Genomic DNA, 25,260 nt, shown 5'->3' with positions numbered 1-25,260 from the left:
CGGAGCGGGGGCATGGGGTCTCCTCGCTCCGCCGACGAGTGCCAGCATGCCCGTCCCCGTCGAGCCGTGCCGAAAGTTGTCCACAGGCACCGGAATTCGTCGTACAAATCCGTCGTATGACTTAAAACGGGGGTGCGGGATCGGAACCCGACCGTCCCGGAGTCGGGACTTCCCCCAGGTGCAGCGGGTAACGTCGGGGCGTGCCCGCCGACCCCCTGCACCGCGCCGGAACGCCACAGCGGAAGCCGACGAGCCAGCCTGCGAGCGGATCGGGGGCGAGCGCGATCGAGGTCCGCAGAAGCGCCCGTCGACGCCGCACGGTCTCCGCCTACCGCGAGGGCGATCGCACCATCGTGCTCATCCCCGCCCGGATGTCCGAGGCCGAGGAACGGCGCTGGGTGGGCGTCATGCTGGACAAGCTCGCCGCGCAGGAGAGCAAGCGGGTGCCCGGCGACGCCGAACTGGCGGAGCGGGCCGAGCGGCTGTCGGCCCAGTGTTTCGACGGCCGGGCCCGGCCGACCTCGGTGCGCTGGGTCACCAACCAGAACACCCGCTGGGGCTCCTGCACGCCGGCCGAGGGCAGCATCCGGCTGTCGCACCGCCTCCAGGGCATGCCCGACTACGTCGTGGACTACGTCCTCGCCCATGAACTCGCCCATCTGCTGGTGCCCGGCCACGGCCCCGACTTCTGGCGGCTGCTCGAGGCCTACCCGCGCACCGAGCGGGCCCGCGGCTATCTGGAGGGCGTGGTGGCCGCGGAGCGGCTGCCGCATCTGTCCGACGCGCGCGAGGAGTGACCCCGAGGGCGCGGAGCGTGTACGCGTCCGGTATCGGGCGGCGCGGGTTGTGTACCGGGTCTGTACCGACATCGTGCGTTGTCGGAGTTTGCCGTTAGCCTGACGCGACGCACTCGCAATCGGGATGGGGGACGGTCGTTACGCATGCCCAGGGAATTCCAACGCGGCCACAAGGCCAGGATCAGTGACCTCACCGCGGGCACCGATCTGTACGTAGGCGTGCAGATCACCGCCCCCGGCCTGACCTTCGACATCAGCTGCTTCGGCCTCGACGCCGACGAACGGCTCTCCGACGACAGGTACTTCGTCTTCTTCAACCAGCCGAAGTCCCCCGAGGAGTCGATCCAGCTCCTGGGCGCCCAGGCCGGCGACACGGAGTCCTTCCGCATCACGCTGGACCGGATTCCGCCGCAGATCCAGAAGCTGTCGTTCACGGCGACCGTCGACGGCTCCGGACAGATGTCGCAGATCAACCCCGGCTACCTCCGTATCGTCGCCGGCGGCGAGGAAGTGGCCCGGTACGCGTTCAACGGCTCGGAGTTCACCAGCGAGCGGGCCGTGATGCTGGGCGACTTCTACCTGAAGGACGTCTGGCGGTTCGCAGCCGTCGGACAGGGCTTCGACGGCGGCCTGGAGGCGCTGCTGAAGAACTTCGGCGGCGAGGTCGCGGAGGAGGAGGCGCCCGCGCCCGCCGCCGCCCCCCAGCCGCAGTCCGGTGCCGCCCCCGGGTTCGCCCCGCCCGCGTTCGCCGCCCCCTCCGCACCCGCGCCGGCACCCGCACCCGCGCCGGTGCCGGCGCCCGCCCCGCAGGGCTTCACGCCGCCGCCCGCCCCGGCGCCCGCACCCCCGGTGCACGCCGCGCCGACCATCATCGCGCCCATGACCCCGCCCGGTGGCGTCCCGGTCCCGCCGCCCGGCCCGGTCCCCGCGCCCTACGGCCAGCCGCCCCAGCAGCAGCCGTACGGCCAGCCCGGCGCCCCGACCGCCCCGCCGCCCCCCGGCTACGGCCAGCCGCCTCACGCACCGCAGGCCCCCATGCCGCCCCAGGCCCCGATGCCGCCCGGCTACGGCCAGCAGCAGCCCCCGTTCGGGCAGGTCCCCGGCCAGCAGGCCTACGGCGTGCCGCAGGGCGCGCCCCAGGGCGGCGCCGGAGTGGCCGCGGCGCTCCAGCAGTTCAAGGAGACGCCCACCGGGCAGCGCTGGACGCAGCAGAACAAGAAGCTGATCCGTGTCGACCTCGGCATGGGCGGCCAGCCCGTGCTCGCCCGCCAGGGCAGCATGGTGCTCTACCAGGGCAAGGTCGACTTCAGCTACAAGGGAGCCGGATTCGCCGGCCGGATCGTGGGCAACGCGACCGGCCAGGAGATGCAGCTGATGCGCTGTACCGGCCAGGGCCAGGTGTTCCTCGCCGACAACGCCACGATGCTGCACCCCATCGAGCTCCAGGGCGACGGCATCTGCGTCTCCGCGGAGAACGTCCTCGCCTTCGACGAGAGCCTCCAGTACGAGGTCCGCCGGATCGAGGGCCACGGCATCCCCGGCGGCGCGCTGTTCACCATGCAGTTCACGGGCACCGGCACGATCGTCGTCAAGACGCACGGCACGCCCGTGGTCCTGCCGGTCACCCCGACCACGTTCGCCGACTGCAATGCCGTCGTCGCCTGGTCGTCCGCCGCCCAGGTGGTCGTCTCCAGCCAGGTGCGGATGCGCCGCAACGCCTACCCCGGCGACACCGGGGAGAGCGTCAACCTCCAGTTCCGGGGCGCGCCCGGCAACTTCATCGTCGTCCAGCCGTACGAGGTCTGAGGGAGCCCGTCATGAACCAGCCGCTCGCGGGCTACGCCCCCGCACCCGTCACCGCCCGCATGGAGAACCACGGCAGCCACATGCTGAAGGTCGCCATGCAGACCGGAAACGACCTCTTCGCGCGCGTGGGCTCGATGGTCGCCTACGAGGGCTTCGTCCAGTACGAGCCCAACCCGCCGGCCGTACGCCAGATCGCCCGCGACTGGATGACCGGCGAGGGCGCACCCCTGATGAAGTGCTCCGGCGACGGACTGCTCTACCTCGCCGACTACGGCGCCAACGTGGTCGTGATCAACCTCAACGGCGACGGTATCTCGGTCAACGCCACCAATCTGCTCGCCTTCGACGCGCACCTCACCTGGGGCGTGGAGCGGGTGAAGGGCCTGGCGAAGTTCGCCGGACAGGGCCTGTGGAACACCAAGATCTCCGGTCAGGGCTGGGTCGCGCTCACTTCCCGGGGCAAGCCGATCGTCGTCGACTGCGGCGGCGGCGAGGACGAGACCTACGTCGACCCGGACGCGCTCGTCGCCTGGTCGCCGAACCTCAAGGTCAAGGGCAAGCGCAGCTTCAAGGCGCAGTCCCTCATCGGCCGCGGCAGCGGCGAGGCCTACCAGATGGCCTTCTCCGGCCAGGGCATCGTCGTCGTCCAGCCCAGCGAGGACAGCACCGACCGCCTCCGGTTCCGGGGCTGAGGGGGAGCCAGAAAGCCATGCAGAGCTCACTTTTCGCACACAACGACTCGCAGACCCAGGAACGCTGGAGCCTCCAGAACAAGCAGATGCTCCGGGTCGTCCTGGAGGGCCACGACGACATCCTGGCCCGCAAGGGCACGATGGTCGCCTACCAGGGGCTCGTCGAGTTCGACGCCGAGTACCAGAGCAACCAGCAGGGACGCGCGCGTGCGCGCACGGGCGAGGGCCTGGACCTCATGCGCTGCCACGGGCAGGGCACCGTCTACCTCGCCAACCTCAAGCAGTACATCCACCTCGTGGACGTCGAGCAGGACGGGCTGACCGTCGACAGCAGCTACGTCCTCGCCATGGACTCCTCGCTGCACCACGAGGTCGTCGCCGTCGACAGCCTCTACGGCATCTCCGGCTCCGGGAAGTACCAGCTCAACATCACCGGGCGCGGCCGGGTCGCCCTGATGACCTCGGGCGCACCGCTGATGATGCAGGTCACGCCCGACCGGTACGTCAACTGCGACGCCGACGCCATCGTGGCCTGGTCGACCGGGCTGCGCGTGCAGATGCAGGCCCAGACGCACTCCTCAGGGGTCTGGCGCCGGCGCGGCAACACCGGAGAGGGCTGGGAGCTCAGCTTCATGGGCACCGGGTTCGCGCTGGTGCAGCCCAGCGAGCTGCTGCCGCCGCAGAACGCCCAGATCGGGTCCGGCCTCGCCGCGCAGTACGGCATGGGCCAGCACGGGGCCAGGTCGCAGAACCAGGGCAACGCCTGGAGCTGAAAAGAGGGGTGAAGACAGGGGTAAGGGGTGCCGGCAAGGACGGGCGCCCCTTACACCGTCACAGCCTGGCGAGGGTCGCCTCCAGCAGCCGTACGACCGAGTCGTCGGCCACCTCCGCCACCTCGTCGTAGGCGAACCAGCGCAGGTCCAGGGACTCGTCGCTGATCGCCTCCACGGACCCGGCCGGAGCGAGCGCCGCGTACTGGACGTCCAGATGCCAGGCACACAGTGTCTCGTGCCGGTCCAGTCGCACGGGGCCGCCGGGCAGCAGGCGCAGCCCCCCGATGCCGGACTCCTCCGCCCCCTCGCGCAGGGCCGCCGCCGCCAGCGTCGCGTCGCCCGGCTCGCAGTGGCCGCCCATCTGCAGCCACATCCGCAGCTTCTTGTGGAGGGTGAGCAGCACACGCGCGCGTGCGGGGTCGATCACCAGCGCGCTCGCCGTGACGTGCCCGTCGCCGCACGCCTTCCACAGGCCGTCCGGGTGGGCCGCCAGGTGGTCCAGATAGGTCTGGCGCAGCTCCGGCTGGTCCTCGTAGCCCTTGAGTACGAGGACCGCGTCGTCGTACAGGCTCACTCGGTGTCGTCGCCCTCGGAGTCGTCCTTCTTCAGGTTCGGCTTCTCGTCGGGGCCGGATCCGCCGCCCACCTCGCCGAGCATCTTCTCCAGCTCGGAGAAGTCCAGCTGCTCGCGGTGCACGAAGCCGTCCGGGTCGTCCAGGTCGGAGGCCGTCGGCAGCATGTCGGGGTGCGCCCACAGGGCGTCACGGCCGTCCACCCCGCGCGCGTCCGTCAGCGAGGCCCAGAGCCGGGAGGCGTCCCGCAGGCGGCGCGGGCGCAGCTCCAGGCCGATCAGCGTGGCGAAGGTCTGCTCCGCGGGACCCCCCGTGGCGCGACGGCGGCGCAGGGTCTCGCGCAGCGCGTCCGCCGACGACAGCCGGGGCTTCGCCGCCGCGTGCACCACCGCGTCCACCCAGCCCTCGACGAGCGCCAGGGCCGTCTCCAGACGGGCCAGGGCGGCCTTCTGCGCCGGGGTGTCCTCGGGCTGGAACATGCCCTGCTGCAGCGCGTCCTGAAGCTGCTCGGGATTCTGCGGGTCGAACTGGCCGACCACATCCTCCAGCTTGGCGGTGTCCACCTTGATCCCGCGCGCGTAGCCCTCGACCGCGCCGAACAGATGCGAGCGCAGCCACGGCACGTGCGCGAAGAGGCGCTGGTGGGCGGCCTCGCGCAGCGCGAGGTAGAGCCGGACCTCCTCCTGGGGAACGCCCAGGTCCTTGCCGAACGACTCGATGTTCAGCGGTAGCAGCGCGGCCCGGCCCGCCGGTCCGAGCGGCAGCCCGATGTCGGTCGAGCCGACCACCTCGCCCGCCAGGACACCGACGGCCTGCCCGATCTGCGAGCCGAACATCGCCCCGCCCATCGAGCGCATCATGCCGATCAGCGGGCCGGCCATGGCCTGCATCTCCTCCGGCAGGACATCGCCCATGGCCGCGCCGACGCGCTCGGCGACCGGGTCGACGAGCTCCTTCCACGCGGGCAGGGTCGCCTCGACCCACTCCGCGCGCGACCACGCCACGGCCGAGCCGGCGCCGGACGGCAGTGAGGTCACGTCGTCCAGCCACAGGTCGGCGAGACGGACGGCCTCCTCCACGGCGGTGCGCTCGGAGGGGCCCACGCTCGCGTCCTTCACGCCGTCCGACGTGCCCTGGGAGACCGTCTGGCGGGCGATCTGCTTGGCCATGTCCCAGTTCACCGGCCCGCCCTCGTACGAGAGCATCTGGCCGAGCTGCTGGAACGCTGCGCCCAGGTCGTTGGGGTTCAGCGAACCGAACATGGCCGCGAGCGGGTTGTCCGCGCCGGGGCCGCCAAAGCCTCCGGCGCCGGGCAGCCCGCCGAAACCGAACGGGTTGGCCTGTCCCTGACCACCACCGCTCTGCTGGTCCTTCTTCTTGCCCTCGTCGCCGTCTTCCGGCTCCTCCGGCGGAAGGCCGAATCCGAATGGGGTGTCACTCACGGGGTTCCTCGGCTGGTCGGGCCACCGGGTTCTCACCCGGCGGCGTGGCTGCCCTGCAACACCACCCAGCGTAGACACCCCGGGGCTCGATCGGGCCTCGGTGCTTCGCCGACTCCTGGCCTGCGGCAGGATGGATGCCACCTGGTACGTACGCGTCAGTCGCGCCCGTATGCCAAGACAACCGCTGGAGACACCTGGTGAGTTCCCCAGATCCGCAGGTTCGCGCAGCGCGAAACCACTCCGCCCCGGGTGGTTCGCGCGGGCCCGTCGTCGCCGTGACCGGCGCAGCCACCGGGGTCGGCGCGCTGCTCACCGAGCGGCTCGCCGCGTCGGACGAGATCAAGCAGGTCGTCGCCATCGACGAGCGACGGGGCGAGTGCGACGCGGCGCGGTGGCACATCCTCGACGTCCGTGACCCGGCGATCGCCGACAAGCTGCGCGGCGTCGACGTCGTCGTTCACCTCGCCCTCGATCTCGACCTGGGGAGTGACGCCGCCGCCCGGACGGCCTACAACGTCCGCGGTACCCAGACCGTGCTGACGGCCGCCGCGGCGGCCGGTGTGCGCCGCGTGGTGCTGTGCACCTCCTCGATGGTCTACGGGGCGCTGGAGGACAACGAGCTGCCGCTCTCGGAGGACGCGGAGCTGCGCGCGACAGCGGAGGCGACGGGCGTCGGGGACCTGCTGGAAATCGAACGGCTGGCGCGCCGGGCGCCCCGCGCGCATCCCGGGCTGAACGTCACCGTGGTCCGCCCGGCCGTACTGGTGGGAGGTACGGACACGGCACTGACCAGGTACTTCGAGTCACCCCGGCTGCTGGTCGTGGCCGGGTCCCGGCCGGCCTGGCAGTTCTGCCACGTCGAGGATCTGTGCGGCGCCCTGGAGTACGCCGTACTGGAGAAGGTCGACGGCGAGCTGGCCGTCGGCTGCGACGGGTGGCTGGAGCAGGAGGAGGTCGAGGAGCTCAGCGGGATCCGGCGGATGGAGCTGCCGTCCGCGGTCGCGCTGGGCGCGGCGGCCCGGCTGCACCGGATCGGGCTGACGCCGTCCCCGGCGGGCGACCTCGCGTACACGATGTACCCGTGGGTGGTGAGCGGGTCGCGGCTGCACGACGCGGGGTGGCGGGCGCAGTGGACCAATGAGGAGGTGCTCGCGGAGCTGCTGGAGGAGGTGGCCGGGCGGCACACGGTGGCCGGGCGGCGGCTCGGGCGCAAGGACGCCACGGCGGCGGGGGCCGCGGGTGCGACGGTCGCGCTGCTGGGTGCGGCGGCGGTGGTGCGCCGGGCGCGCAAGGCGCGCAGGGGACGCTGAGGCGCTGCCTCCGCGGCGCCGCCGGGGGGCTGCCGCCCCCTGGACCCCCGGTTCGGCCCCGACGGGCCTCGTCCTCAATCGCCGGACGGGCCGGAAATCCGGGCGGTGCCTTCGAGGCGCCGCCTCCCCTGTTCCCGCTGCTCGCGCGCGTGCGGCACGATGGAGGCATGGCATCCACCAACGACCATCCCGGTGAGCGGGCGGCCGAGGACCCCGTCAAGCTGATCGGTGTCCGGGACACCGCGCTCTCGCTCGACGAGGTCTTCCGGGCCGTCGGGGACGACGCGGCCGGGGGGACCGCGCTCTTCGTGGGGACCGTGCGCAACCACGACGGGGGTGCCGACGTCGACACGCTCGGGTACTCCTGCCATCCCACCGCCGAGGCCGAGATCCGGCGGATCGCGGAGAAGGTCGTCGCCGAGTTCCCGGTGCGGGCGCTCGCGGCCGTGCACCGGGTGGGGGACCTCGCCGTCGGGGATCTCGCGGTCGTCGTCGCCGTGTCGTGTCCGCACCGGGGCGAGGCCTTCGAGGCCTGCCGGAAGCTGATCGACGATCTCAAGCACGAGGTGCCGATCTGGAAGCACCAGAAGTTCTCCGACGGCACCGAGGAGTGGGTCGGGGCCTGCTAGGGCGTGTGTCGAAAGTCCCGGCTGGCCCGCGACGCCTGGCGCGGCGCCTCGCCGCCTTGTCGGGATCGTTCTCGTGCGCCCAGTACGCGGACGACCCTCCGCCGTGCGATGCACCGCACCAGACGCCGTGGGCCCCGCCCTCCGGGCGGACGACGCCACTTTCGACACCCGCCCCGAGGCCCCGTCGGGCCGCCCCGCCTCCGGTTGCGTAACCCCACCCCTGCCGTGAGCGTTGTCAGTGCGGATGGTTAATCTGCTGATCAGTCAGTTGCGGTAATGGGGTTGGGAGGTCGGCATGGCGGTGCTCGCCTGGTTGCTGATTCCGCTTGTGGCTGCGATCGGTGCCGGACTGTGGGGGAGCTGGGCCAACCGCACCCGCAAGGCGCGCGGCGACGGTCCGGAGCTCGACGGGTACGCGCGGTTCCGCGCCGCCATGGAGAAGTCCGCCGCCGTGCCGAGGTCCTCCTCGGGGGGCTGAGGGCGGCTGACCCGGGTGGTGACCCGGGTGGTGACCCGGGTGGTGGCCCTGACGGTGCGCTGACAGAGGCGTCCCGTACTGTCGAGGCATGCCACGCCGCACCGCGACGATGCTCGCCTCCACCCTGATGCTGATCGCGCTCCTGTGCGCGGGAGTGCTCATCCCCGTGCCGTACTCGGAGATGTCCCCGGGGCCGACGGTGAACACGCTCGGTGAGCACGACGGTGAGCCGGTGTTGCAGATCGCGGGACGCAAGACGTACACGACGAGCGGTCATCTGAACATGACCACCGTGCGGGTCACCAGCGCCGACTACCGGATGAACCTCGTCGAGGCGGTCTACGGCTGGCTGGCACACGACAACAAGGTCGTCCCGCACGACACGCTCTACCCGGACGGCAAGACCGAGGAGCAGTCCACCCAGGAGAACGCCGAGGAGTTCAGCCAGTCCCAGGAGAGCGCCAAGGTCGCCGCCCTGAAGGAGCTGGACGTCCCGGTGAAGTCCTGGGTGATCGTCTCGACGGTGGTCAAGGGGTCCCCGGCCGAGGGCCGGCTGCACGCCGGGGACGTGATCAAGGCCGTGGACGGCACCACGGTGAAGGAGCCGGCCGATGTCGCGAAGCTGGTGACCCAGCACAAGCCCGGCCAGGACGTGGTGTTCACGATCGTCCCGGCCAAGGAGCAGGCCGCCGCCGAGAAGGCGAACAGGACCGCGACCAAGACGCAGGACGTCACCATCACGACCGCCACCTCCGACGACGCGGGCGAGAAGCGGGCGATCGTCGGGATCTCGGCCGGGACCGATCACACGTTCCCGTTCACGATCGACATCAAGCTCGCCGACGTGGGCGGGCCCAGCGCCGGACTGATGTTCGCCCTCGGGATCTACGACAAGCTGACGCCCGGCAGCCTCACCGGCGGCAAGTTCGTCGCCGGCACCGGCACCATCGACGACGAGGGCAAGGTCGGGCCGATCGGCGGCATCGAGATGAAGACCGTGGGCGCGCGCAGCCAGGGGGCACAGTACTTCCTCACGCCGGCCGACAACTGCGCGGCCGCCGCCAAGGACACCCCCTCGGGACTCAGGCTCGTCAAGGTCGACACCATCGACGACGCCCTCTCCGCCCTCAAGGACATCCGCAGCGGCGACACCGCCGATCTGCCGAAGTGCACCAAGTAGGGACGCGGGCGGCTACTCCTCGAAGGTCGCCGACAGCGCCTCCGCCAGGCCGGGAACCAGGTTCCCGCCGGTGAGCACCTCCGTCGGCGCGTCCTTCTCGCGCAGCCGCAGCGCCGACTCACGGGTGCCGTCACGCAGGACCGCGACCGTCATCCGGACCTCCTGGCGGTCCGGGTGCTCGGCCACCCACTTCGCCAGCTTCCCCTCGCTCAGGCCCTGCGGGACCTGCGCCTCGGCGGACGGCGGCAGCATCAGCCGCTCCACGGTCAGGGCGCAGCCGACCACCGCGTCGGGCCAGGCGATCGTGGCCAGGAACTCGTCGAGCGCCTTGTCCGTTGGCACTTCGTCCTGCTCGATCGGGGTGAGACCCGTGGTCTCGGGCTCGTCCGTCAGGCCGAGCTGGGCGGCGAGCGAGGGTTCCTGAGCCCGCAGTCGTGCGGTGTCTACGAGGGCGAAGAGGCGGGCGGGCTGGTCCCAGCCGAGGCCGGAGGCGTACTCGTCGATCTCGAGTACGGCCCGGGTGAGCGGGGTCGCCGCCATGGGAGTGTTGGACATGGTCACAATCCTCTCTCGTTCTCGGGCGGAATCGGGAACCGAGTAAACGGTGAGTAAGTTGCATAGGTGTGGGCCCACGATCACGGGGGGCCACTGGGGGCCGGCGAACACGCGGGCCTGAGGGATCGACAGCGAACTTCGAGGTGCGCACCTTGGCTTTCCAGATGCCGGACCGCGGCGGAGGCCCGACAGGGCCGCGGATGAGAGTGGGCCGCCCGTCCCGGCGCGTCCGGACCCTGCTCATGACGCTGGGCGTCCTTGCCGTCCTCGGCATGGCGTTCACCATGTTCGCGGGATTCTGGACGGACTGGCTCTGGTACCGGTCGGTGAACTACTCGTCCGTGTTCACCACCACGCTCTGGACCAAGATCGGCCTGTTCTCCGTCTTCGGTCTGCTGATGGCGCTCGCGGTCGGTTTCAACATCTGGCTCGCCCACCGGCTGCGGCCCCCGCTGAGCGCGATGTCGGTGGAGCAGCAGAGCCTCGATCGCTACCGCATGGGCATCGCCCCCTACAAGCGGTGGCTGCTGCTCGGCATCACCGCCCTGGTCGGGCTCATCGCCGGTGCCTCGGCGGCCGGCCAGTGGCGGACCTGGCTGATGTGGGTCAACGGCGTCTCCTTCGGACAGAAGGACCCGCAGTTCCACCTCGACGTGTCGTTCTTCGCCTTCGACCTGCCCTGGTACCGGTTCCTGCTCGGCTTCGGCTTCGCCGCCACGATCCTCTCCCTGATCGCCGCCGCGCTCACCCACTATCTGTACGGCGGGCTCCGCGTCACCAGCCCCGGCGCGCGCGCCACGGCCGCCGCCACCGGGCACCTGTCGGTGCTGCTCGGGATCTTCGTCGCCCTGAAGGCGGTCGCCTACTGGCTCGACCGGTACGGCCTGGCCGTGAAGTCCAGCGACTTCAAGGCGACGGACAACTGGACCGGCCTGAGGTACGTCGACGCCAATGCCTACCTCCCGGCCAAGACGATCCTGTTCTGCATCGCCGTCATCTGCGCCCTGCTGTTCTTCGCCACCCTGTGGCGGCGCACCTGGCAGCTGCCGGTGATCGGCTTCGGGCTGATGGTGCTCTCGGCGATCCTCATCGGCGGGCTGTACCCGGCGATCGTCCAGAAGTTCCAGGTCCAGCCGAACGAGCAGGCCAAGGAAGCCCCGTACGTCGAGAAGAACCTCAAGGCGACGCGTGAGGCGTACGGCATCGACGGCGCGCAGGTCACCGAGTACTCGGGGACCAGCACCACCAAGGACAAGACACAGCTGCGCGACGACGTGGACGCCACCGCGAGCATCCGGGTCCTGGACCCGAACATCGTCTCGCCGACGTTCCAGCAGCTCCAGCAGATGCGGAAGTACTACGCCTTCCCCACCAACCTGGACGTGGACCGCTACAACGAGAGCGGCTCCGACCAGGACACGGTCATCGGTCTGCGCGAACTGAACCTCGCGGGCGTCGACAAGCAGAACTGGATCAACAACCACTTCCGCTACACCCACGGTTACGGCGTGGTGGCCGCCAAGGGCACCACCGCCGACTCCGAGGGCCGCCCGCTCTTCACCGAGTCCAACCTGCCCTCCGAGGGCGACCTCGGCACCTACGAGCAGCGCGTCTACTACGGCGAGAAGACGACGACTTACTCGATCGTCGGCGGTCCCCAGAAGGAGATCGACTACTCCGACGACAACGGCGAGAAGACCACCAGCTACAAGGGCAAGAGCGGGGTCAACCTCTCCAACCCGGTCAACCGGGCCGCGTACGCGGTGGCGTTCGGCGAGCCGCAGATCCTGTATTCCGGCGCGATCGGCGAGGGCTCCCGGATCCTGTACAACCGCACGCCCAAGGAGCGCGTCGAGGCGGTCGCCCCGTGGCTGACCATCGACGGCGACGCCTACCCGGCCGTCGTCGACGGGAAGATCCAGTGGATCGTCGACGCGTACACCACGACGAACGGCTACCCGTACGCCTCCCGTACGACCCTCGGCGACACCACCGCCGACTCGCTCACCGCGACCAACGACAACCGCGCGGTGGTGGCCCAGCAGAACCAGGTCAACTACATCCGCAACTCGGTGAAGGCGACCGTCGACGCGTACACGGGCGAGGTCAAGCTCTACCAGTGGGACACCGAGGACCCGGTCCTGAAGACCTGGATGAAGGCGTTCCCCCACACGGTCGAGCCCAAGTCCGACATCTCGACGTCGCTGATGGCCCACCTCCGGTACCCGCAGGACCTGTTCAAGGTCCAGCGCGAGCTGCTCACCCGCTACCACGTGAAGGACGCCACGACCTTCCTCAGCGGCAGTGAGGTCTGGCAGGTGCCGGACGACCCGTCCAACAAGTCGGGTGACGCGGTGCCGCCGTACTACCTGAGCATGAAGATGCCGGACCAGACGGCGCAGTCGTTCTCGCTGACGACGACGTTCACGCCCAACGGGCGGGACAACCTGAGCGCGTTCATGGCGGTGGACTCCGAGGCGGGGACGCCCGGTTACGGCAAGATCAGAATCCTGAAACTGCCGACGAGCACCACCGTCGACGGACCGAAACAGGTCCAGAGCCAGTTCAACTCCGAACAGGACATCGCCGAGTCGATCAGACTCCTCAAGGGCGGCGACTCCGACATCGAGTACGGCAACCTGCTGACGGTGCCGCTCGACGGAGGACTGCTCTATGTCGAGCCGGTCTATGTGCGCGGTGGCGGACTCAAGTACCCGCTGCTGAAGAAGGTGTTGGTGACCTACGGCGGCAACACCGCCTTCGAGGACACCCTCGACGGGGCCCTCAACAAGGTCTTCGGCGCGGAGAGCGCGACCCCGCCCGAGGACGAGGGCGGTGGCACGACCACCCCGCCGTCCTCCTCCAACCCGACGGTCCAGGAGGCGCTGAACGACGCGCAGAAGGCGTTCACCGCCGGCCAGGACGCCCTGAAGAAGGGCGACTGGGAGGCGTACGGCAAGGCGCAGAAGGACCTCGAGGCCGCCCTGAAGCGGGCCGAGGACGCCCAGGCCGAGGCGGACAAGAGCGGCAGCAAGGCCAGCAGCAGCCCGAGTCCGAGCGCGACGCCGAGCAGTGGCGGCGCAGGAGGGGCCAAGGCGAGCAGCAGTCCCAGTCCGAGCAGCAGTCCCAGCGGTTGATCAAGCCCGCCCCGTGTCGTGATACGGTTGTGGAACACGACGCGGGGTGGAGCAGCTCGGTAGCTCGCTGGGCTCATAACCCAGAGGTCGCAGGTTCAAATCCTGTCCCCGCTACTGAAGACGAAGGCCCGGATCCGGTACACGGATCCGGGCCTTCGTCATGTGCGAACGCATGTGCCGCGGTACGACATCGCCGCGCCGCTGTGGGGAGTTGGGCGGACTGTGTTTGACTTGTCTCTCTGTGGGCATGTCGACAAAACGCTGAAGTGACCTCACGGGCTGCGGTATACACAGGTGTACCCGGGGTGCAGGTGGTGCGACGATGGACGTTATGGGGGACAAGGCAACTCTGTTCGAGACAGGGCGGTTTGTGCAGCCTTCCGGTGAGGAAGCGACCCCGGACGAGAGCCGGGACGAGACGGCGGACGCCGTCGAGACGGTAGAGACGGACGAGACGGTAGAGACAGAAGAAACAGCCGAGACGGGGGTGACGGTCGAGACGGGGGAGGCCGTCGAGGAGATGCGGCTGCGGCTCGCCGCCGCGGCCGGCGACGCCGAGGCGACCAGCGTCCTCGGCGCCATGCTGCTGCGCCGTGGCGACCTGGATGGCGCCGAGCCCCATCTGCGCGCCGCCACCGCGGCCGGGGACCGGGCCGCCGCGAACAACCTGGGCGTCCTGCTGCATCAGCGCGGGTACGCCGACGAGGCCGCCGGATGGTGGCGGGTCGCCGCCGTCGCCGGCTCCGCCGCCGCCGCGCACGCGCTCGGGCGCCACTGCCGCGAGTGCGGTGACGAGCCCGCCGCCGAGTACTGGCTGCGCCAGTCCGCCGAGCAGGGCCATGCCCTCGGCGCGTACGCCCTCGCCGACCTGCTGGAACACCGCGCGGACAGCGGGGCCGAGCGGTGGATGCGGGCCGCCGCCGAGCGCGGCCACCGGGAGGCGGCGTACCGGCTGGCGCGCGCCCTGGACCGCAGGAACCCGCAGTACTTCGATGGTGACGCCGGTGACGCCCGTGACGCCCGTGACGCCCGTGACGCCGGTGAAGACGGTGATGCCGGTAAGGGAGGTGCCGCCGGTGCCGCCGGTGCCGTCGTACAGGCGGAGGCCGAGCAGTGGTACCGGCAGGCCGCCGCGCGCGGTCACCGGCGGGCCGCCCTGCACCTCGGGGCGATCCTGGAGCGCAAGGGCGAGCTGAAGGAGGCCGGGCGCTGGTACCTGACCGCCGCCAAGGAGGGCGAGGCGCGGGCCGCCTGCGCCCTCGGATTCCTGCTGCGGGACGCCGGGGACACCGAGAACGCCGCGATCTGGTGGCTGCGGGCCGCCCAGGACGGCGACGGCAACGCCGCCAACGCGCTGGGCGCCCTGCACGCCGAACGGGGGCAGACCCAGACCGCCGAGCGCTGGTACCGGGCCGCCATGGACGCGGGCGACGACAACGGCGCCTACAACCTCGCCCTGCTCTGCGCCGAGCAGGGCCGCACCGCGCAGGCCGAGCAGTGGTACCGGCGCGCGGCCTACGCCGGGCACCGGGAGGCCGCCAACGCGCTGGCCGTCCTGCTGCTCCGGGGCGGCGACACGGCCGGCTCGGAGCCCTGGTTCTCCAAGGCGGCGGAGGCGGGCAGCGTCGACGCCGCCTTCAACCTCGGGATCCTCTTCGCCGGGCGCGGCGAGGACACGGTCGCGCTGCGCTGGTACGAGCGGGCGGCCGCCGCCGGGCACACCGAGGCGGCGCTCCAGGTCGGCATCGCCCGGCTGCGCGAGGGCGACGAGCAGGAGGCCGAACGGCATCTGCGGTGCGCCGCGGGCGGGGGCAGCGCGGAGGCGGCGTACCGGCTGGCCGCCGTGCTGGACGCGCGCCGGCCGCCGCAGCCCGCGCACGAGCTCGGGGAGATCGCGCACGAGAAGACCGAGTGCGAGGAGTGGTACGAGCGGGCGGCCCAGCAGGGCCACCGGCGCGCCCAGGTGCGGGTCGGGATGCTGGCCGCGGCGCGGGGGGACGTGTGCGAGGCGGCGCGGTGGTACCGGGAGGCGGCCGAGGCCGGGTCGCGCAACGGGGCCTTCAACCTCGGGCTGCTGCTCGCGCGGGAGGGGAGCGAGCCGGAGGCGGTCGTGTGGTGGACGCGGGCCGCCGATGACGGGCACGGGCGGGCGGCGTTGCGGCTCGCCCTGGTCTACGCGCGTCGGGGCGAGCTTGCGGAAGGGCAGCGGTGGGCCGACCGGGCGGTGTCGCTCGGGCCGGGGGAGGTCGCGCGGCGGGCGGCGCGGCTGCGGGACGCGTTGCGACAGGAACTGTCGGCCTGACGGTGCCCTGCGCCGGTGTGCCGGTCCCAGGGGGTTCCGCCCCCTGAACCCCCGGCCCTCGCCCCCCACTGCACAACTGATTTGCCTCCACGCTCCTCCTTCACGTAACGTTGCATTCAACGACGCGGGGTGGAGCAGCTCGGTAGCTCGCTGGGCTCATAACCCAGAGGTCGCAGGTTCAAATCCTGTCCCCGCTACTGAAGGCCGAGGGCCGGAATCCGAAAGGGTTCCGGCCCTCAGTCGTGTCCGACGGCCTTCTCGCAGGTCAAATATGACAGACCGTCAGATTCAAGAAGGTCGCGGACGGCGCGAAGCCCCGGCATCCCATCGGGACGCCGGGGCTTCGGGGGAGGGGCTTATGCCGCCGCGCAGCTCGGGCAGATGCCGCGGTACGTCACCTCGACGTCCGAGACCGCGAAGCCGAAGCGCTCCGAGTCCGGGAGGTCGGACAGCGGGTTGCCGGTCGGGTGGACGTCGCGGATGGCACCGCAGCGCGCACAGACCAGGTGCTGGTGCGGGCGGTGGGCGTTGGGGTCGTACCGCTTGGCGCGCCGGTCGGTCGCGACCTCGAGGACCTCGCCGAGGGAGACCAGCTCACCGAGCGTGTTGTAGACGGTCGCCCGGGAGATCTCGGGCAGCTTGGCGACGGCCCTGGCGTGCACCTCGTCGGCCGTCAGGTGGACGTGTTCGCCGTCGAGGACCTCGGCCACGACGCGTCGCTGCGCGGTCATCCGCCATCCGCGTCCGCGCAGCCGTTCCAGAAGGTCACTCATGCGCACCAGCCTAACAGCAGGAGGAACAGTTTCCGATCGGGTGTGACTTTGGAGCCATACCTGACTTAGACAATGTCTGACTTGGCTAGTGTCCATGATCGGATCGGGACTGTCCACGGTGCGCCCGGTGGATCCGGGGGCCGCGCTCGGGTGGCGATCTCAGGCGGGGACGCGCCGGCGGGCCGGGGCCCAGCGGCGGATGACGTCGCGGACCGAGACGATCCCGGCCGGTTCGCCCCCGTCGAGGACGATCAGATGACGGAAGCCGCCGTGGGCCATGGCCTGGGCCGCCTCCTCCAGGGTCCAGGTCGGGGCGGCGAAGACCACGTTGTTGGTGGTGTGGGCGTGGGTGCGTTCGGCGTCCGGGTCCTGGCCCAGTCCCACGGAGTTGAGGATGTCCCGTTCGGTGAGGATGCCCATGCCGGCGTCCGGATCGAGGACGAGGGCGGCGCCGACGCGGCGGGCGGACATCAGGGCGGCGGCCTGGCGGAGGGTGTGGGCGGGGCCGATGGTGAGGACCACCGTGCTCATGGCGTCTCGGACGAGCATGGGCTGGAACACCTCCTACGATCCCTGCCGGTGCAGGGATTCACAAGTTCACAAGTGGGGGTGCTGTCAGCGTGACAGGTAAAGCGAGAGTCAACAAGGGGGCGCGTGCCGTCAATTGAGGGCGCACGCGCTCATCTGTGGGTTCTCAGTACCGCTCGCCGAGATACCCCAGCAGCTCGTCGTGGAGCAGGCCGTTGGACGCGGCCCCGTTGCCGCTGTGCGGGCCGGGGCGGCCGTCGAGGCCGGTGAAGGTGCCGCCCGCCTCCGTCACGACGATCGCGTTGGCCGCCATGTCCCACAGGGACAGCTCCGGCTCGGCGCACAGGTCGATCGAGCCCTCGGCGACCATCATGTAGGGCCAGAAGTCGCCGTACGCGCGCGTGCGCCACACCTCGCGGGACAGGTCCAGGAAGCCGTTCAGCTTCCCGCGCTCCTCCCAGCCGGTCAGCGAGGAGTACGCGAAGGACGCGTCGGACAGCTTCGAGACCTTGGAGACGTGCAGCCGGGTCGCGGCGGCGAGGCTGCGGCCGCTGAAGGCGCCGTGCCCCTTGGCGGCCCACCAGCGGCGGCCCAGCGCCGGCGCGGAGACGACACCGACCACCGGGTGGTAGCCGCCCTCTCCCGCCTCCATCAGCGAGATGAGGGTCGCCCAGACCGGCACCCCGCGCACGTAGTTCTTCGTGCCGTCGATCGGGTCGATCACCCAGCGGCGCGGGCCCGTGCCCTCCAGTCCGTACTCCTCGCCGAGGATCGCGTCCCGGGGACGGGCGCGCTGCAGCTGGCCGCGGATCAGTTCCTCGGCGGCCTTGTCGGCCTCGCTCACCGGGGTCATGTCCGGTTTGGTCTCGACCTTGAGGTCGAGGGCCTTGAAACGGTCCATGGTGGCGGCGTCGGCGGCGTCCGCGAGGACGTGCGCGAGACGGAGATCGTCGAGGTAGTCCGGCATGGCACGAACGGTATCCGGCCGGGTCGGGCGAGGCCACAGGGGACCACGCCCCGGACGTGCGGGGACGGGCCGGGACCCCGTCGGCCGGTCCCCGCCGCGTCCGCGAACCCTTGACAGTGCCCCCGGGCGCGTCAACCCTGGGCAGCATCCGCTCGCCCCGGGAGGCGATGATGCCTGCAGCGCGGGAATCCCTGCTGGACGCCGCCTACGCGGCGCTCGACCTGCGGCCCTGGTCCGCGGTGCGGATGGTGGACGTCGCGGCGACCGCGGCGGTGTCCCGGCAGACGCTGTACAACGAGTTCGGCAGCAAGGAGGGGCTGGCCAGAGCCCTGGTGCGGCGGGAGGCCGACGCCTATCTCGCCGGGATCGACCGGGCGCTGGCCGTGCACGGCGACGCCCGCGAACGGCTGGTCTCCGCCGCCGGCTGGACCTTCACCGCGGCCCGGGGCAACGCGCTCCTGCGGGCCCTGCTCACCGGCTGCTGGAGCGAGCGGCTGCCCTCGCCGACGCTCTCGGCGGTGCCGTCCTCCTCCGCCGTCCCGGCACAGCGGCGCGCGGACGGACCGCTGCCCTCGCCCGGCGACCTCGTCAGTGCCGTACGGGACCGGGCCGTCGCCGTGCTCGGCGGCCCCGGCGCGGCCCGCTCGGACGCCGCCGACCTGGCCCGCGCCTGCGAACTCGCCGTCCGGCTCGCCCTGTCCTGCGTGGCGGCCCCGCCGGCCGGGGAGAACGGGGTGACCGAGCTGGTGCGGGGGGCGCTCCAGCGGTCGTAGGCAGGCCAGCGGTCGTTCAGTGCCAGCTCAGTGCGCCGAGCCCGAGAGCTGGAGCCCGATCACCCCGGCGATCACCAGGCTGATCGAGACGATCTTCAGGGTGGACACCAGGTCGCCGAGGAAGACCATGCCGTAGATCGCGGTGCCCGCCGCGCCGATGCCCGTCCACACCGCGTACGCCGGGCCGACGTCGAGCTTCTTCAGGGAGAGCGTCAGCAGACCGAAGCTGCCGAGGGCGAAGGCGCAGAAGGCGATGGTGGGCCAGAGCCGGGTGAAGCCGTGGGACAGCTTCAGGCAGACGGCGAAACCGGTCTCGAGCAGTCCCGCGACGATGACCAGCAGCCACGCCATGTGCTGTCCTCCCGTTTGTCCGCTCGTGCGCCCGCGCGGTCCGGCTCGGTGCGATTATGCACTTACCGGACTCACGTCCTGACAAACAACGCGGAGGTCAGTCGCCCTCCGTGCGCTCCCGCGTCGCCAGCAGCCGGCGCAGCGAGTACAGCCGCGCGGGGTCCGCGTGTCCCTCGGCCACCCACGCGTCCAGCGCGCAGTCCGGCTCGTCGTGACTGCACGCGCGCGGGCAGCCCTCGGTGCCCGGCACCAGGTCGGGGAAGGCGAGGATCACCCGGGACGGGTCGACGTGGTGGAGGCCGAAGGACCGTACCCCCGGAGTGTCGATCACCCAGTCGCCGGTGCCCTCCAGGGGCAGCGCCAGCGCCGAGGTCGTGGTGTGGCGGCCACGGCCGGTCACCGCGTTGACATGCCCGGTCACCCGGCGGCGCTCCTCGGGGACCAGCGCGTTGACGAGGGTGGTCTTGCCGACGCCCGAGTGCCCGACGAACGCCGTGATCCGCCCCGCCAGCAGCTCGCGCACCCGGTCCGCGGCCCCGCCGTTCTCCAGCTCCTCACGGCTGGTGACCACGTACGGGATGTCCAGGTCGCCGTACAGCTCCAGCAGCTTGTCCGGCGGGGCCAGGTCCGACTTCGTCATCACCAGCAGCGGGGTGAGGCCGCCGTCGTAGGCCGCGACCAGACAGCGGTCGATCAGCCGGGGGCGGGGTTCGGGGTCGGCGAGGGCCGTGACGACGGCGAGCTGGTCGGCGTTGGCGACCACCACCCGCTCGAACGGGTCGTCGTCGTCCGCGGTACGGCGCAGCACCGAGGTGCGCTCCTCGATGCGGACGATCCGGGCGAGGGTGTCCTTCTGGCCGGACAGATCGCCGACCAGGGCGACCCGGTCACCCACGACGGCCGCCTTGCGGCCCAGCTCACGGGCCTTCATCGCGAGGACGATCCGGTCCTCGACCAGACAGGTCAGCCGGCCCCGGTCGACGGTGAGGACCATGCCCGCGGCGGCGTCCTCGTGCTTGGGGCGGATGTGTGTACGCGGCCGGTTGCCCTTGCGGTTCGGGCGCGAGCGGATGTCGTCCTCGTCGGTGTGCTTGCCGTAGCGGCGCATGACTGTTTCCCGCCGTCCCTATACCCCGAGCATCCCGGTCCACAGCCCGGGGAAGTCCGGCAGGGTCTTCGCCGTCGTCGCCACGTTCTCGATCTGTACTCCCGCCACGGCCAGGCCGATGATCGCACCGGCGGTCGCCATGCGGTGGTCGTCGTACGTACGGAAGGTCCCGCCGTGCAGCGGGCGCGGGCGGATGTGCAGCCCGTCGGCCGTCTCGGTGACGTCTCCGCCCAGCTCGTTGATCTCCTTGGTGAGCGCGGCCAGCCGGTCCGTCTCGTGCAGCCGCAGATGCGCCACGCCCCGCAGGGTGGACGGGGAGTCCGCGAGCGCGGCGACCGCCGCGATGCCCGGGGTCAGCTCGCCGACGTCCCCCAGATCGACGTCCACGCCGTGGATCGCGCCCGAGCCGGTGAGGACCAGACCGTAGTCCGTCAGCTCGCAGGAGCCGCCCATCTCGGTGAAGATCTCCCGCAGCCGGTCACCCGGCTGGGTGGTCCGCGCCGGCCAGTCCGGGATCAGCACCCGGCCGCCCGTCACCAGCGCCGCCGCCAGGAACGGCTGCGCGTTCGACAGGTCCGGCTCGATCGTCAGGTCCCGGCCCAGCAGCGCGCCCGGCGTGACCCGCCAGACGTTCGGCTCGCCGCCCGACTCCGGGGTGTCCACCTGGGCGCCGACCGCGCGCAGCATGTCCACGGTCATCCGGATGTGCGGCATCGAGGGGAGTGTCGAGCCGGTGTGCCGGACCTCGACGCCCTGGTTGAAGCGGGGAGCCGACAGCAGCAGCGCCGACACGAACTGCGAGGAAGAGGACGCGTCGATCTCCACCGGGCCGCCGTCCAGCGCGCCCGAGCCGTGCACCGTCAGCGGCAGCGCGCCCCGCCCGTCGTCGTCGATCCGGGCGCCGAGGACGCGCAGCGCGTCGATGACGCCGTGCAGGGGGCGCTCGTACGCACGCGGGTCGCCGTCGAAGCGGACGGCGCCGTCGGCGAGGGCGGCGACCGGGGGGAGGAAGCGCATGACCGTGCCCGCGTTGCCGACGTCCACCGTGGCCGGGCCGCGCAGGCCCGCGGGGAGCACACGCCAGGCCTCGCCGGTGCCGTCGGGACCCACGCCCTCTTCGATCTCGATGCCCATCGCGCGCAGCGCCTCGGCCATCAGCAGGGTGTCGCGGGAGCGGAGGGGGCGGCGCAGCCAGCCGGGCTCCGAGGCGAGGGCGGCGAGGACGAGGGCGCGGTTGGTGACGGACTTGGACCCGGGCACGTGGACCGTCGCGTCGACGGCTTCGCTCGCGGTGGGGGCGGGCCAGAGGGCCGGGGTTTTGGGCATGCGGCCACTTTAGTCTGCGGTGCGTTGTCGGGTGCGGCGCCGTTGGGGCTGGTCGCGCCCGCGCGGCGGAGCCGCATGTCGACACAGCCCCGCGCCCCTGTGACACGCGCCCCTTCGGGGCTGGCAGCGCTCATCACATCTCCAGCAGCCACCGTCCGCCGCCCATCAGCGCGCACAGCGACACGACGTGGAACAGGAACAGCCACAGGCCCGCCGGAACATGCGTCAGTCGCGACAGCTGGTCCGCGTCCGAGTCGCCCGCGCCGCCGCGCCTGCGCTTCACCTGCAACTCGAACGCCGGGCGCACACCCCCCAGCAGCAGGAACCACACCACCGCGTAGGCGAACGCCGCCTGGACCTGGGGGCCCGCCAACCAGGAGACCAGGAGGAAGGTGCCGCCGGTCAGGACGACCGTGAGGGCGCCGTAGGCGTTGCGGATCATCACCAGCATCGCGACCAGGAGGGCCGTCGCCAGCCAGAGGAGGAGGGTGATGCGGCCGGCGCCCAGGAGGGCCGCGCCGCCGAGGCCCAGGAGCGGGGGAGCGGTGTAGCCGGCGGCGGCGGTGAGGATCATGCCGAGGCCGTGGGGCTTGCCGCGGCTCACCGTGAGGCCGCTGGTGTCGGAGTGCAGCCGGATCCCGGTGAGCTGGCGGCCCGTCAGCAGCGCGACCAGGCCGTGGCCGCCCTCGTGGGCGATCGTGATCGCGTTGCGGGATATTCGCCACAGACTGTGGGGGACGACGACCGCGAGAGCCGCGACGGCCGTCGCGATCACCACCCACAGATCGGGGTCGGGCTGGGTGCCGACGAGACGGTCCCACAGGTCGGGCAGCGCTAGGGCGGCGGTGCTCTCCATGTTCGGCTGTGGCTCCCTCTCGTCGTGTCGGGTCTGGCAGTGTGGCATGTATGTGCGGACGGTATGCAGCGAGTCGCAGGCCCGAGGATCTCGCAGGAGTCTTTGAGATCGAGAAGTGGGAGCCCGAGGAGACCCTCGAACCCGACTACAACGTGGCGCCGACCAAGGAGGTCTACGCCGTCCTCGACCGTCCGGTGAAAGACGCCGACGACCGGCGCCCGGTTCGGCAGCTGCGCAAGCTGAAGTGGGGGCTCGTGCCCTCCTGGGCCAAGTCGCCCGAGGGCGCCGCCCGGATGATCAACGCGCGCGCCGAGACGGTGCACGAGAAGCCGTCGTACCGCCGCGCCTTCACCTCGCGCCGCTGCATCCTGCCCGCCGACGGCTACTACGAGTGGGTCACCGCCAGGGAGGAGCGCGACCTGGAGGTCGAGGGGAAGCGGAAACGACCGCGCAAGCAGCCCTACTTCGTGCTCCCGGCCGACGGTTCGGTGTTCGCGATGGCCGGGCTGTACGAGTTCTGGCGGGACCGGACCCTGCCCGACGACCATCCGCAGGCCTGGTGGGTGACCTGCTCGGTGATCACCACCGAGGCCGAGACCGGTCCGCTCGCCGTCGCCCCCGCCGAGGGCCCCCACGCGCTCGCCGAGATCCACCCCCGGATGCCCCTGATGCTCACCCCGGACCGCTGGGACTCCTGGCTGGACCCGGCCCGCACCGACCCCGAGGACCTGCGGTCCCTGCTGGAGCCCCCGCCGCCCGGACTGATGCGCGCCTACCCGGTCTCCACGGCCGTCAGCAACGTCCGCAACAACAGCCCGGAGCTGCTGAAGGAGCTGGAAGGCCCCGAGGAGGGCACACTCTTCTGACGTGAGCACAGTGAGCACAGCGACCACCGAACTCGTCCCCACCGACGCCGGCGACGCCCGCATCACCTGGCACCCGGCGCGGCGGCCCCGGCTCGTCCTCGCCGTCAGCCACGGCGCGGGCGGCGGCATCGACGCGCGCGACCTGCGGGCCCTCGCCGCGGTGCTCCCCGCGCACGGCGTCACCGTCGCCCTCGTCGAGCAGCCCTGGCGGGTGGCCGGCAAGAAGGTGGCGCCCGCGCCGAAGACCCTCGACGCCGGCTGGCGCGGGATCTGGCCCGCCGTCGCGAAACCCGGCCTCCCGGTGGTCTCCGGCGGCCGCAGCGCCGGCGCGCGCGTGGCCTGCCGTACGGCGGTCGAGCTCGGCGCCCACGCGGTCCTCGCGCTCAGCTTCCCGCTGCACCCGCCGGGCAAGCCGGAGAAGTCCCGCGCCGGGGAACTGCTGGGGTCCGGTGTCCCCACGCTCGTCGTCCAGGGCGGCAACGACACGTTCGGGCGGCCCGAGGAGTTCCCCGAGGGGGCGTACGAGATCGTCGAGGTGCCGTACGCCGACCACGGCCTCGCCGTGCCCAAGCGGGCGGAGATCGGTCAGGAGGAGGCCGTGGGGATCGTCACGGACGCGGTCGTGCAGTGGGCCGGGTCACTGGGGTAAAGGTTCGGGAATGTTGTGCGGAGGGTCGCTGTTGAGCCGGACAGAAGTGCTGAACACGCAGCACCGATGTCGTGGGAGAGGAAGTCCGCCGCATGGGTTCGACCATCTGCCCGAGCCGTTCCGGCCGCGCCGACCTGGACTGGACGGTGCTGCACGCGGCCACCACCACTCCTTTTGGAGCGGCGGCAGGCACGGGTAGTCGTCTATCCTCCGATTCGAGTGGGACCGGATTCGGTCCCGTCCTGAATCTTGAGGAGGTGGGTCCGGTCACCGGTACCGACGCAGGGACCGACAACGGCCAGGCGGAGCTGCCCGAGGGCCAGGGCGTGGGCACGAGCGACGAGTCGTCCGCGGAGCGCAGCGCGCGCTTCGAGCGGGACGCCCTCGACTACCTCGACCAGATGTACTCGGCGGCGCTGCGCATGACGCGCAACCCGGCGGACGCCGAGGACCTGGTGCAGGAGACGTACGCCAAGGCGTACGCGTCGTTCCACCAGTTCCGTGAGGGCACCAACCTCAAGGCCTGGCTGTACCGGATCCTCACCAACACCTTCATCAACTCGTACCGCAAGAAGCAGCGCGAGCCCCAGCGCAGTGCGGCCGAGGAGATCGAGGACTGGCAGCTCGCCCGCGCCGAGTCGCACATGTCGACCGGTCTGCGTTCCGCCGAGTCGCAGGCGCTGGACCACCTGCCCGACTCGGACGTGAAAGAGGCGCTTCAGGCCATTCCGGAGGAGTTCCGCATCGCCGTGTACCTCGCGGACGTCGAGGGCTTTGCGTACAAGGAGATCGCGGACATCATGGGGACACCCATCGGTACGGTGATGTCCCGGCTGCACCGGGGCCGCCGTCAACTGCGCGGCATGCTCGAGGACTACGCCCGTGAGCGTGGGCTGGTCCCGGCCGGTGCCGGGGACTCGAACGAAGCGAAAGGCTCGGGCTCATGAGCTGCGGAGAGCCGCACGAGACGGACTGCAGTGAGGTACTCGATCATCTCTACGAGTTCCTCGACAGCGAGATGCCGGACGTCGATCGCGACAAGTTCAAGCAGCACTTCACCGAGTGCTCGCCCTGCCTGGAGAAGTACGGACTCGAAGAGGCCGTGAAGAAGCTGGTCAAGCGGTGCTGCGGTCATGACGACGTACCGACCGACCTGCGCGCCAAGGTCCTGGGACGGCTGGATCTGATCCGTTCCGGGCAGGCCGTGCCCGAGCACGACGTGACGGCCGGGCCGGTCACCCCGGTCTCCCCGGTCTCTCCGCAGGAGTCCTGACAGGGTCCGTCTTCACCCGAATGTGCTAATCCGCGGGTGATACGCCCGCAGAGCCACCCCACGCCACCCTAGGCTCCGAAGCCCGGACCGCTGACGGAGCCCGGACGGGCATGGCTGG

25 protein-coding genes and 2 tRNA genes are annotated in these 25,260 nt (G+C 71.4%); 17 read left to right on the top strand and 10 right to left on the bottom strand.

Going from position 1 to position 25,260, the window contains the following annotated elements; genetic code table 11:
• Window positions 1-200 precede the first annotated feature (200 nt).
• From AQJ64_RS12980 to AQJ64_RS12965, 4 genes are all read left to right on the top strand, one after another.
• A complete protein-coding gene (locus tag AQJ64_RS12980; protein WP_055638274.1) occupies window positions 201-797 on the top strand; it encodes a M48 metallopeptidase family protein in 597 nt (198 codons plus the stop codon).
• Between the two features lie 144 nt (window positions 798-941).
• Window positions 942-2,603: a TerD family protein gene (locus tag AQJ64_RS12975; protein WP_059202640.1), complete on the top strand. Its 1,662-nt coding sequence runs from the start codon at window positions 942-944 to the stop codon at window positions 2,601-2,603.
• Between the two features lie 11 nt (window positions 2,604-2,614).
• A complete protein-coding gene (locus AQJ64_RS12970) occupies window positions 2,615-3,295 on the top strand; it encodes an AIM24 family protein (protein ID WP_059202639.1) in 681 nt (226 codons plus the stop codon).
• Window positions 3,296-3,312: 17 nt separating this feature from the next.
• Window positions 3,313-4,068: an AIM24 family protein gene (locus AQJ64_RS12965; protein WP_059202638.1), complete on the top strand. Its 756-nt coding sequence runs from the start codon at window positions 3,313-3,315 to the stop codon at window positions 4,066-4,068.
• A gap of 58 nt (window positions 4,069-4,126) precedes the next feature.
• Here AQJ64_RS12965 and AQJ64_RS12960 read toward each other — a convergent pair whose 3' ends face one another.
• Together AQJ64_RS12960 and AQJ64_RS12955 are read right to left on the bottom strand one after the other, a co-directional pair.
• On the bottom strand, window positions 4,127-4,642 hold the full coding sequence (locus AQJ64_RS12960) for an NUDIX hydrolase (RefSeq protein WP_055632315.1): 516 nt from the start codon (window positions 4,640-4,642) through the stop codon (window positions 4,127-4,129).
• Window positions 4,639-6,081 (bottom strand): zinc-dependent metalloprotease, encoded by a 1,443-nt coding sequence (locus AQJ64_RS12955; RefSeq protein WP_059202637.1) that lies wholly within the window; start codon window positions 6,079-6,081, stop codon window positions 4,639-4,641. Before AQJ64_RS12955 ends, AQJ64_RS12960 begins: the two co-directional genes overlap by 4 nt.
• Before the next feature lie 197 nt (window positions 6,082-6,278).
• Between AQJ64_RS12955 and AQJ64_RS12950 the strand changes: the two genes are divergently transcribed.
• From AQJ64_RS12950 to AQJ64_RS12935, 4 genes are all read left to right on the top strand, one after another.
• The gene (locus AQJ64_RS12950; RefSeq protein ID WP_055631570.1) at window positions 6,279-7,391 is read left to right on the top strand and encodes an SDR family oxidoreductase; all 1,113 of its coding nucleotides are present in this window, start codon (window positions 6,279-6,281) and stop codon (window positions 7,389-7,391) included.
• A 167-nt stretch (window positions 7,392-7,558) separates the two neighbouring features.
• Window positions 7,559-8,020, top strand: coding sequence for a molybdenum cofactor biosynthesis protein MoaE (locus AQJ64_RS12945; protein WP_055631569.1), 462 nt, complete (start codon window positions 7,559-7,561; stop codon window positions 8,018-8,020).
• A gap of 295 nt (window positions 8,021-8,315) precedes the next feature.
• A complete protein-coding gene (locus tag AQJ64_RS12940) occupies window positions 8,316-8,498 on the top strand; it encodes a hypothetical protein (protein WP_055631568.1) in 183 nt (60 codons plus the stop codon).
• Window positions 8,499-8,586: 88 nt separating this feature from the next.
• The gene (locus AQJ64_RS12935; protein WP_055631567.1) at window positions 8,587-9,678 is read left to right on the top strand and encodes a YlbL family protein; all 1,092 of its coding nucleotides are present in this window, start codon (window positions 8,587-8,589) and stop codon (window positions 9,676-9,678) included.
• A 12-nt stretch (window positions 9,679-9,690) separates the two neighbouring features.
• On the opposite strand, the gene AQJ64_RS12930 is transcribed toward AQJ64_RS12935, so the two are convergent.
• Window positions 9,691-10,233: a PPA1309 family protein gene (locus AQJ64_RS12930; protein ID WP_055631566.1), complete on the bottom strand. Its 543-nt coding sequence runs from the start codon at window positions 10,231-10,233 to the stop codon at window positions 9,691-9,693.
• A 164-nt stretch (window positions 10,234-10,397) separates the two neighbouring features.
• On the opposite strand from AQJ64_RS12930, the gene AQJ64_RS12925 reads away from it, so the two are divergent.
• From AQJ64_RS12925 to AQJ64_RS12910, 4 genes are all read left to right on the top strand, one after another.
• Complete coding sequence (locus AQJ64_RS12925) at window positions 10,398-13,370, top strand: UPF0182 family membrane protein (protein WP_055631565.1); 2,973 nt, start codon at window positions 10,398-10,400, stop codon at window positions 13,368-13,370.
• 40 nt (window positions 13,371-13,410) lie between these two features.
• A tRNA-Met gene (locus tag AQJ64_RS12920) sits at window positions 13,411-13,484 on the top strand.
• A gap of 208 nt (window positions 13,485-13,692) precedes the next feature.
• Window positions 13,693-15,672, top strand: coding sequence for an SEL1-like repeat protein (locus tag AQJ64_RS12915; protein WP_055631564.1), 1,980 nt, complete (start codon window positions 13,693-13,695; stop codon window positions 15,670-15,672).
• A gap of 123 nt (window positions 15,673-15,795) precedes the next feature.
• Window positions 15,796-15,869: transfer RNA gene (locus tag AQJ64_RS12910), tRNA-Met, on the top strand.
• 159 nt (window positions 15,870-16,028) lie between these two features.
• Here the strand turns inward: AQJ64_RS12910 and AQJ64_RS12905 are convergent.
• From AQJ64_RS12905 to hisN, 3 genes are all read right to left on the bottom strand, one after another.
• Window positions 16,029-16,445: a Fur family transcriptional regulator gene (locus AQJ64_RS12905; RefSeq protein ID WP_055631563.1), complete on the bottom strand. Its 417-nt coding sequence runs from the start codon at window positions 16,443-16,445 to the stop codon at window positions 16,029-16,031.
• A gap of 159 nt (window positions 16,446-16,604) precedes the next feature.
• Window positions 16,605-16,994, bottom strand: a complete 390-nt coding sequence (locus AQJ64_RS12900) for a CBS domain-containing protein (RefSeq protein ID WP_055631562.1) — start codon at window positions 16,992-16,994, stop codon at window positions 16,605-16,607.
• 145 nt (window positions 16,995-17,139) lie between these two features.
• Complete coding sequence (gene hisN, locus AQJ64_RS12895; protein ID WP_055631561.1) at window positions 17,140-17,940, bottom strand: histidinol-phosphatase; 801 nt, start codon at window positions 17,938-17,940, stop codon at window positions 17,140-17,142.
• A gap of 167 nt (window positions 17,941-18,107) precedes the next feature.
• Here hisN and AQJ64_RS12890 point away from each other — a divergent pair, with 167 nt between their 5' ends.
• Window positions 18,108-18,713, top strand: coding sequence for a TetR/AcrR family transcriptional regulator (locus tag AQJ64_RS12890; protein ID WP_055631560.1), 606 nt, complete (start codon window positions 18,108-18,110; stop codon window positions 18,711-18,713).
• A 27-nt stretch (window positions 18,714-18,740) separates the two neighbouring features.
• Here AQJ64_RS12890 and AQJ64_RS12885 read toward each other — a convergent pair whose 3' ends face one another.
• From AQJ64_RS12885 to AQJ64_RS12870, 4 genes are all read right to left on the bottom strand, one after another.
• Window positions 18,741-19,064, bottom strand: coding sequence for a DMT family transporter (locus AQJ64_RS12885; RefSeq protein WP_055631559.1), 324 nt, complete (start codon window positions 19,062-19,064; stop codon window positions 18,741-18,743).
• A 97-nt stretch (window positions 19,065-19,161) separates the two neighbouring features.
• The gene (gene rsgA / locus AQJ64_RS12880; protein WP_055631558.1) at window positions 19,162-20,172 is read right to left on the bottom strand and encodes a ribosome small subunit-dependent GTPase A; all 1,011 of its coding nucleotides are present in this window, start codon (window positions 20,170-20,172) and stop codon (window positions 19,162-19,164) included.
• An 18-nt stretch (window positions 20,173-20,190) separates the two neighbouring features.
• Entirely contained in the window at window positions 20,191-21,498 is a 1,308-nt protein-coding gene (gene aroA / locus AQJ64_RS12875; RefSeq protein WP_055631557.1) for a 3-phosphoshikimate 1-carboxyvinyltransferase, read from the bottom strand.
• Window positions 21,499-21,631: 133 nt separating this feature from the next.
• A complete protein-coding gene (locus tag AQJ64_RS12870; protein WP_055631556.1) occupies window positions 21,632-22,354 on the bottom strand; it encodes a M50 family metallopeptidase in 723 nt (240 codons plus the stop codon).
• 50 nt (window positions 22,355-22,404) lie between these two features.
• On the opposite strand from AQJ64_RS12870, the gene AQJ64_RS12865 reads away from it, so the two are divergent.
• The 4 genes from AQJ64_RS12865 to rsrA all read left to right on the top strand — a co-directional run bounded on the left by AQJ64_RS12865 (window position 22,405) and on the right by rsrA (window position 25,142).
• Complete coding sequence (locus AQJ64_RS12865; protein ID WP_055631555.1) at window positions 22,405-23,220, top strand: SOS response-associated peptidase; 816 nt, start codon at window positions 22,405-22,407, stop codon at window positions 23,218-23,220.
• A 10-nt stretch (window positions 23,221-23,230) separates the two neighbouring features.
• Complete coding sequence (locus tag AQJ64_RS12860) at window positions 23,231-23,869, top strand: alpha/beta hydrolase family protein (protein ID WP_055631572.1); 639 nt, start codon at window positions 23,231-23,233, stop codon at window positions 23,867-23,869.
• 92 nt (window positions 23,870-23,961) lie between these two features.
• Entirely contained in the window at window positions 23,962-24,816 is an 855-nt protein-coding gene (locus tag AQJ64_RS12855) for a sigma-70 family RNA polymerase sigma factor (protein WP_079061621.1), read from the top strand.
• A complete protein-coding gene (gene rsrA, locus AQJ64_RS12850; protein WP_055631553.1) occupies window positions 24,813-25,142 on the top strand; it encodes a mycothiol system anti-sigma-R factor in 330 nt (109 codons plus the stop codon). Before AQJ64_RS12855 ends, rsrA begins: the two co-directional genes overlap by 4 nt.
• The last annotated feature ends 118 nt before the right edge of the window (window positions 25,143-25,260 follow it).

This window comes from Streptomyces griseoruber, from assembly GCF_001514205.1.
GTDB lineage: Bacteria > Actinomycetota > Actinomycetes > Streptomycetales > Streptomycetaceae > Streptomyces > Streptomyces griseoruber.
This window is presented reverse-complemented; position numbering and strand designations above follow the sequence as displayed.

Coding starts and splice junctions, on each gene's coding strand:
- AQJ64_RS12870 (WP_055631556.1), bottom strand. CDS start 22,354: ATGGAGAGCACCGCCGCCCTAGCGCTGCCCGACCTGTGGGACCGTCTC.
- AQJ64_RS12945 (WP_055631569.1), top strand. CDS start 7,559: ATGGCATCCACCAACGACCATCCCGGTGAGCGGGCGGCCGAGGACCCC.
- rsgA (WP_055631558.1), bottom strand. CDS start 20,172: ATGCGCCGCTACGGCAAGCACACCGACGAGGACGACATCCGCTCGCGC.
- AQJ64_RS12885 (WP_055631559.1), bottom strand. CDS start 19,064: ATGGCGTGGCTGCTGGTCATCGTCGCGGGACTGCTCGAGACCGGTTTC.
- rsrA (WP_055631553.1), top strand. CDS start 24,813: ATGAGCTGCGGAGAGCCGCACGAGACGGACTGCAGTGAGGTACTCGAT.
- AQJ64_RS12970 (WP_059202639.1), top strand. CDS start 2,615: ATGAACCAGCCGCTCGCGGGCTACGCCCCCGCACCCGTCACCGCCCGC.
- AQJ64_RS12965 (WP_059202638.1), top strand. CDS start 3,313: ATGCAGAGCTCACTTTTCGCACACAACGACTCGCAGACCCAGGAACGC.
- hisN (WP_055631561.1), bottom strand. CDS start 17,940: ATGCCGGACTACCTCGACGATCTCCGTCTCGCGCACGTCCTCGCGGAC.
- AQJ64_RS12935 (WP_055631567.1), top strand. CDS start 8,587: ATGCCACGCCGCACCGCGACGATGCTCGCCTCCACCCTGATGCTGATC.
- aroA (WP_055631557.1), bottom strand. CDS start 21,498: ATGCCCAAAACCCCGGCCCTCTGGCCCGCCCCCACCGCGAGCGAAGCC.
- AQJ64_RS12940 (WP_055631568.1), top strand. CDS start 8,316: ATGGCGGTGCTCGCCTGGTTGCTGATTCCGCTTGTGGCTGCGATCGGT.
- AQJ64_RS12930 (WP_055631566.1), bottom strand. CDS start 10,233: ATGTCCAACACTCCCATGGCGGCGACCCCGCTCACCCGGGCCGTACTC.
- AQJ64_RS12905 (WP_055631563.1), bottom strand. CDS start 16,445: ATGAGTGACCTTCTGGAACGGCTGCGCGGACGCGGATGGCGGATGACC.
- AQJ64_RS12975 (WP_059202640.1), top strand. CDS start 942: ATGCCCAGGGAATTCCAACGCGGCCACAAGGCCAGGATCAGTGACCTC.
- AQJ64_RS12925 (WP_055631565.1), top strand. CDS start 10,398: ATGCCGGACCGCGGCGGAGGCCCGACAGGGCCGCGGATGAGAGTGGGC.
- AQJ64_RS12865 (WP_055631555.1), top strand. CDS start 22,405: ATGTGCGGACGGTATGCAGCGAGTCGCAGGCCCGAGGATCTCGCAGGA.
- AQJ64_RS12890 (WP_055631560.1), top strand. CDS start 18,108: ATGATGCCTGCAGCGCGGGAATCCCTGCTGGACGCCGCCTACGCGGCG.
- AQJ64_RS12915 (WP_055631564.1), top strand. CDS start 13,693: ATGGACGTTATGGGGGACAAGGCAACTCTGTTCGAGACAGGGCGGTTT.
- AQJ64_RS12900 (WP_055631562.1), bottom strand. CDS start 16,994: ATGCTCGTCCGAGACGCCATGAGCACGGTGGTCCTCACCATCGGCCCC.
- AQJ64_RS12855 (WP_079061621.1), top strand. CDS start 23,962: ATGGGTTCGACCATCTGCCCGAGCCGTTCCGGCCGCGCCGACCTGGAC.